Here is a 6,563-nt window from a genome sequence, read left to right as displayed (position 1 = left end):
CGTCGCCCAATCAGCCTCGTAGTCCCTGATCCACAGTCACTGACCGAGAAGACAAAAGAAACAGAGAGAGAAAGCTGAAAAACAACCGGCACCTATTGACAGGTCAATCCATACCAGGAGCCCACCCTTGTGGGCGATGGGCGTGGCACTCACCATGCAAGCCTTTGCCCACGGGGTGGGCTCCTAAAAAGACAAAGAAACTACATGGCCTGTAAAACCCTAGACAATTCAAAATTCATCGGCCCGGATCAATAGCAGCTTGGCACCTTCATTTTTGCAGTCTCGGATTTTTCATCCACAGCACGGGTTGTTCCTTGACAGGACGCGCCGGAGCACCGTGTTGCAGCAAGGCCAGGTCTAGCGCCTGACCCGCTTCGTCTTGCAAGGCGGCTTGGCGGATCTGTGCTACCGCCGCAGCTCGCTCATGCAAAGGCAGTTTGGAAGCGGGGCCACACACATGCCGCAGGATGTGCAGCAGGTTGTCCTTGCCGCGTTCGTTGGTGCTGCCGTAACCCTTTATGAGTTGGCCGCAACGCGCCAGCTCCAGACCCAGCGCGGGCGACTGGCGTGTGGCGGTTTCGATGCCGCCCAGCCATTCTTCGATCAGCGCTTGCTCGGTCTGATAGCGGCTGCCCATTGGGCGCAGCACGCGCAAGCTGGCCAGCAGGCGCAAGCTGGCCATGCCCCACAGCGCATGGCGAGCCACCTTGATTGGCAAGGCCCAAGGTGCTTGGCCACGCGCCACGCGGGCGCGGTCCCAGCGCAGCAGCCGGTTGGCCAGGCCTTGCGGCAACAGGGCTGCTAGCTCGGGCACGCCGGGTTTGAAGTGGTCGTACACCTTAAGCACGTCGCCCTCTTTGGCTTTGACTTCTTGCGTCACGCGGTCCCAGCGGCTGGCGCGGCTTTTCAGGTCGGCCACGCGGATGATGTCGTCAAAGGCCATCCACAGTGCCAGCCAACGGGTGGCCTCGGCGGTCACGGGGCAGGTGGCGTCGGCTGACGCGGATTCAGCATCCCGCAAACGTTCGAGCCGCTGCACATACAAGCGGGCATAAGCGGGGCCTTGGTACTCTACCAAGCGCTGGTGCGCCAAGCCCATCAGAGGGTGCAGCAAGGCGGGAAACTTCGCAGCGACATCGTCGGGCAAAACGGCCGAAGTCACCGTTGCAGGGGCCGCAGGCTTCATCACCTGCTCGACATACTGCGCTTGCTCGCGCTGGCGCGCCACCAAGTCAAAAGCCGACGCAAAACCGCGCAAGCTGGCTTGCGCCGCCTTGCTTGGGCCTGCCAGCACCGTTTCGTAATGTTCGCGTGTAAAAGGCAGCAAGCCGCTGCCCGCGATCGCCCCCAACATCACTGCGCTGACCAAGGTGCCGCTTTCCTGGCACATGCGGGCCATGTCCATCACATGGTGGCGCTGGCTGTGCGCGGCGATCACATCGAGCAGAGGGCCTTCGGGGCGGCGGCCATCGCCCATGGTCATTTTTTCGGCGGTGGTCAGCGCCCGCGACGAGGCACTGATGACCAGCGTGCGGTCGACTGAAGCTAGGCCGTTGCCGATCTGCCGAGCGGTTTCCATCAACTCGGAAGACACCAGCGCATCCAGTCGCCCAGGCAGCGGATTCAGGCCCAGCACCGGCAAGCGGCCTTGCAGTTGGCTGTGGGGCTGTGGGTAAATTTCGAGGTAATAGGTGGTGGCCCCGGTGCGCTGCGCTACGCCGGGGATGGAGGTGGCTTGGGCCGGATAGCCCGCGTGGCGCGCCACATCGACCAGCCAGTCGGCCAGTACGCCGCCGCCTTCGCCGCCCAAGGCGCACAACAAAATGGAAATCGGTTGGGTCATGGTGTGTCTCTGAATGGGGCGAATCAAGCGGGTTGCAGCCAACGCGTGGTCAGCCCTTGCCAGCGTGCCCACAGGCGCTCGTGCAGCTTGGGGTTTTGCACCACTTCGGCGCGGTAAAAAGAAGGGCACAGTGTTGCCGCGTGGGCGTTTTCACCGCACAGGCCGCAGCCCACACAGCCGTCGATCACGGTGGCCACCGGGTCCACTTTCAACGGGTCGGGGTTGTCTTTCAGCGTGAGCGTCGGGCAGCCCGACAAGCGGATGCAAGCGTGGTCGCCGTTGCACACGTCTTCGTCCACGCCATATTTCACGCGTTCCACCCGTTCGCCTTTGGACAGCAACGAGGCCAGCCAGGGCTTGATGCGGCGCTGGCGCTCGAGCTGGCATTCGCCTTCGGCCACGATCACTTTCAGGCCCTGAAACTCGGCGGTGAAGGCCTCGGTCAGCGTCGCCTGCATGTGGCTCACTTCATAGGTGTGCACCGTGCGCAGCCACTGCACGCCCAGGCCTTTGAGGGTGGACTCGATGGTCTGGTTGGTGTGCACCATGCTTTGGCGCTTGTCGCCCGCCAGCTCTTTGGCGATGTCGGTGGGCGTGTTGATGATGTCTTGTGTGCCGGTGGCCGAGGTGTAGCCGTTCTTGAAGATCAGCAGCACCGCGTCGTCGCCGTTGAACAGCGCACTTTGCACGCCCGTCAGCAAGCCGTTGTGCCAAAAACCGCCGTCGCCCATGACCGACAACACGCGCCGCTTCATGACCGGCGACACACCCGCCCGGCTGGCCAAGCTCATGCCATAGCCCAGGATGGAGTGGCCCACCGAAAACGGCTCAAAAGTAGCCAGGGCATGGCAGCCGATGTCGCCTGAAATGTGCACCGGGCCGACATCTTGCTGGGCCAACTTCAGGGCCGAGAACACCGGCCGTTCGGGGCAGCCAATGCACATGCTCGGTGGCCGCGCAGGCAGCGGGCTGCCCAAGAGGGCTTGCACTTGCTGGCGGCGTTCGCCATTGGTGTGCAGCCATTGGCGCGTGGCCTCGGGCACGGCGTCGGCTTGGTGACGGTCCAAAAATTTCAGCAAGCCCTGGGCCATGACCTCGGCGGTGTACTCACCGCCCGAGGGCAGCATGTCTTTGCCATGCAGCGGGGTTTGTAAATCGAGGCGGCGCAGCATCAGGGCCAGTTCTTGCTCGATGTATTCGGGCTGGCCTTCTTCGAGCAGTAGCACCGCCGATTTGTCCTTGCAGAAATTCACCAATTCACCCGGCACCAGCGGGTAGGTCACATTCAGCACCAGCACCGACAGGCTGGTCACGCCAAAGGCATCGGCCAGGTCGAACTGCTGCAAAGCGCGCATGAGCGTGTTGTACAAACCACCTTGCACAATCAGACCCAGGTGCCGGTGGGTGCTGCCTTCAAAGTGCTCGTTCAGCCGCTGTTCAGCAATGTATTGGCGGGCGGCGGGCAGGCGATGCTCGATCTTGCGTTTTTCTTGTGCAAAGGTCACCGGCGGGTGCGCCAGTTTCATGTAGTTGAACCCTGCCGGTTCGTCGATCAGGTGTTTTTTGGACAACTTGGGAGCCTGGTTGTCCTTGGCCACAAACTGGCCGCGCACATGGCAGGCGCGGATGCGCAGCTCCATCATCACTGGCATGTTGGACGCTTCGGACAGCCGAAAACCGTGCTCCACCATGTTGACCATTTGGCCCAATTCGGGGCGCGGGTCCAGCAGGCACATGCCCGACTTGAGCGCATAGGCGTGGGTGCGCTCCTGGATCACGCTGGCGCCTTCGCCGTAGTCCTCGCCCACCACGATCAGCACGCCGCCGGTCACACCGGGAGACGACAGGTTGGACAGCGCGTCGGCCGCCACGTTGGTGCCCACAATCGACTTCCAGGTCACCGCACCGCGAATCGGGTAGTGGATGGACGCACCCAGCATGGCCGCAGCAGACGCTTCGTTGGAACACGCCTCCACATGCACACCCAGCTCGTCCATGTAGGGCTTGGCCTGCACCATGACATCGAGCAGGTGCGAGACCGGCGCGCCCTGGTAGCCGCCCACATAGCTCACGCCCGACTGCAGCAGGCCTTTGGTGATGGCCAGGATGCCCTCGCCGTGAAAGACCTCGCCCGCGCCCATGCGCAGGGCCTTGATTTCTTCGTGAAATGAAACTTCCAAAGCACGCTCCTTGCGTTGTTGCCGTTCGGTGGCATTCCCTTTTGTAGGAGCTCACCCCGTCGGCGATGGGCGTGGCACAAGCCCTTAAAAACCATCGCCCACCGGGTGGGCTCCTAAAGAGACAAGCGGACCATATTACCTATCAGTTCATTCAATGCGTTGAATAAAGTTCATGCATCAAACGCATGTGCTGTGGCCAGTCATCTTGGTTACAGCCGAGCCGCAGGCAAGACGCCACCATTCGCCGTCCCCCAAACAACAGGAGTCGAGACATGAGCAGCAGACGACAGTGGATTCAATGGGCCGGCCTGGGTGCCGCTTCGCTGGGTGTGATGGGCCGCGCTTGGGCCGGGCCATTTCCTGAAAAGCCGATCAAAATGATCGTGCCCTATCCCGCAGGCGGTGGTGCCGACCAATGGGCCCGAATTGTGGCGGGCAAGGCTGAGAAATTGTTGGGGCAGCCCATCGTGATGGATTACAAGCCCGGTGCCAGCACCACCATTGGCGCAGATGCTGCCGCGAAAGCCCCCGCCGATGGCTACACCGTGCATTTGATTGACAGCACCGCTTTTGCCTATGTGCCCAACATGCGCAAAGTGTCTTATGACCCACTGAAGGCCTTTACGCCCTTGGTCCACTTGGGCGATTTGCCATTTGTGTTGGTGGCCCACCCTTCTGTGCCTGTTCGCAATCTGCAAGAACTGATTGCCTTTGCCAAAGCCAACCCCAATAAACTCAATTGCGCCAGTGCGGGGGTGGGTTCACCGCACCATTTGATTGCCGAGATATTCAAGCAACGTGCAGGCATTTCCATGAACCATGTGCCCTACAAGGGGGCTGCTCAGTACATCGCCGATTTGTTGGGCGGGCAGGTGGACTTGGCCGTTTCAACCCTGGGGCCGGCCATGCCGCACATCCAAACAGGCCGCCTCCGTGCTTTGGCCGTGTCTACCGGCAAGCGTTCGTCCACCATGCCCGATGTCCCCACCATCGCCGAGCAAGGTTTTGAAGGCTTTGATGAAAAGCCTTGGAACTGTTTTGTGACCAATGCCGGTGTGCCCGCTGAAGCCCTGGACCGCTTGCGCGCTGCCTTTCGCGCCACGATGGATGACCCCGAGGTGATTCAAGCTTTGCGCAAGACAGGCGTTGAAGAAATAGGACGCATGCCCCTGGGCCAGATCAGCGAGCAAATGCGACTGGACAATGTGAAGTGGGGCGATGTGATTCGCCGCGCCAAAATCACCATGGACAGCTGAGGCCGCCAGTTCGGCTTTGGGCAAGCGCATGAACCTCAGGTGGTGGGACGCACCTTGTCGCGGTACTGATCAAACACCGCGCCTTGCTGAAACAAAGCCTCGGTGTCTTGGGCTGAATAGCCAAGCTCGGCCAGCACCGATGCCGAGTGTTGGCCCAACCAAGGCGCAGGCATGCGAATGCTGCCCAACGCACCGCTGGATTTGATGGGCAAGCCCAAGGTCTTCATCGGGCCAATGATGGGGTGATCGATGTCGTGCACCATTTTTCGGGCCAAGACATGCGGGTCTCTCATGGTTTGTTCATAACCAAAAACCGGGCCGCCCGGAATGCCCACTGCATCCAGCAGTGCCACCCAGTGGGCCGTTGTGTGCTGCGTGGTGATCGATTCAATGTCGCGTTCAAGGGTATCCACGTTTTTGACCCGAAGGGCCTGTGTCCGGTAGTCCGGGCGTTCAAGCCAGTCGGGTCGGGCAATGACTTTTTCACAAAAGGCCAGCCACATTTTTTGGGTGCCCGCACCCACGGTCACATACCCGTCTTGTGTGCGATAGGCTTGGTAGGGTGCAGAGCGTCTGTGCCGAGTCCCTGTGGCGGTGGGGATTTCGCCAGAGCCAAAAAATGCCCCGAATTCCCAAGGGGTCCAGGCCAGCCCCGCTTCCAGCAAAGAGGTCTCTAGGTACTGGCCTTCACCAAAGCGTAATTTACCGATCAAGGCGCCCAAAATCCCCGACAGGGCCGTGACGCCGCTGGCAATGTCGTTCATGGCAATGCCCACTTTGGCCGGACGTCCGCCGGGCTCACCGGTCATCATCATGATGCCGGACATGCCTTGGGCAATGATGTCGTAGCCCCCTTTTTGGCCATACGGCCCAGTCTGGCCAAAGCCCGACATGGACGCGTAAATCACACCGGGATTGTGCGCGCGAATGCTCTCGTAGTCCAGCCCCATGCGCTTGATCACACCGGGGCGAAAATTTTCCATCACGATGTCGGCCTTTGCCGCCAACTGGTGGGCGATCTTGAGACCGGCCGGGTCTTTCAGGTTCAGGGCGATGCTTTTTTTGTTGCGGTTGAGTACTGCAAAACAATACGACTCGCCATTGACTTGTGGCTCAAATTGGCGAGAGGTGTCGCCTTTTTCGGCGTTTTCTAGTTTGATGACATCGGCCCCCATGTCGCCCAGCACCATGGCGCAATAAGGGCCAGCCAACACATTGGTCAAGTCGAGGACACGCAGGTCAGACAATGGAAGTTTCATGGGAGAGCTTTCGTTAAACAGCGAT

General features: G+C 60.6%; 4 protein-coding genes. 1 reads left to right on the top strand and 3 read right to left on the bottom strand.

Annotated features, from left to right (window positions below; all coding sequences use genetic code 11):
* Positions 1–268: 268 nt before the first annotated feature.
* Positions 269–1,843 carry an indolepyruvate oxidoreductase subunit beta family protein gene (locus B9Z49_RS09685; RefSeq protein WP_108353226.1) on the bottom strand — a complete coding sequence of 525 codons (1,575 nt, stop codon included), beginning with the start codon at positions 1,841–1,843 and terminating at the stop codon, positions 269–271.
* A 23-nt stretch (positions 1,844–1,866) separates the two neighbouring features.
* Positions 1,867–4,023 carry an indolepyruvate ferredoxin oxidoreductase subunit alpha gene (locus B9Z49_RS09680; protein WP_108353225.1) on the bottom strand — a complete coding sequence of 719 codons (2,157 nt, stop codon included), beginning with the start codon at positions 4,021–4,023 and terminating at the stop codon, positions 1,867–1,869.
* Between the two features lie 272 nt (positions 4,024–4,295).
* Here B9Z49_RS09680 and B9Z49_RS09675 point away from each other — a divergent pair, with 272 nt between their 5' ends.
* Complete coding sequence (locus tag B9Z49_RS09675; RefSeq protein ID WP_158273468.1) at positions 4,296–5,279, top strand: tripartite tricarboxylate transporter substrate binding protein; 984 nt, start codon at positions 4,296–4,298, stop codon at positions 5,277–5,279.
* Positions 5,280–5,314: 35 nt separating this feature from the next.
* On the opposite strand, the gene B9Z49_RS09670 is transcribed toward B9Z49_RS09675, so the two are convergent.
* On the bottom strand, positions 5,315–6,538 hold the full coding sequence (locus B9Z49_RS09670; RefSeq protein WP_108353223.1) for a CaiB/BaiF CoA-transferase family protein: 1,224 nt from the start codon (positions 6,536–6,538) through the stop codon (positions 5,315–5,317).
* Positions 6,539–6,563 lie beyond the last annotated feature (25 nt).

The sequence above is a fragment of the Limnohabitans sp. 2KL-51 genome, assembly GCF_003063645.1.
Taxonomy (GTDB): Bacteria; Pseudomonadota; Gammaproteobacteria; order Burkholderiales; family Burkholderiaceae_C; genus Limnohabitans_A.
Note: the sequence above shows the minus strand (reverse complement) of the source record. Positions and strands in the feature narration are given on the sequence as shown.

Bases quoted from the DNA above. Each gene is read 5' to 3' on its own strand.
- B9Z49_RS09685 (WP_108353226.1), bottom strand. From the start codon at position 1,843: ATGACCCAACCGATTTCCATTTTGTTGTGCGCCTTGGGCGGCGAAGGC.
- B9Z49_RS09675 (WP_158273468.1), top strand. From the start codon at position 4,296: ATGAGCAGCAGACGACAGTGGATTCAATGGGCCGGCCTGGGTGCCGCT.
- B9Z49_RS09670 (WP_108353223.1), bottom strand. From the start codon at position 6,538: ATGAAACTTCCATTGTCTGACCTGCGTGTCCTCGACTTGACCAATGTG.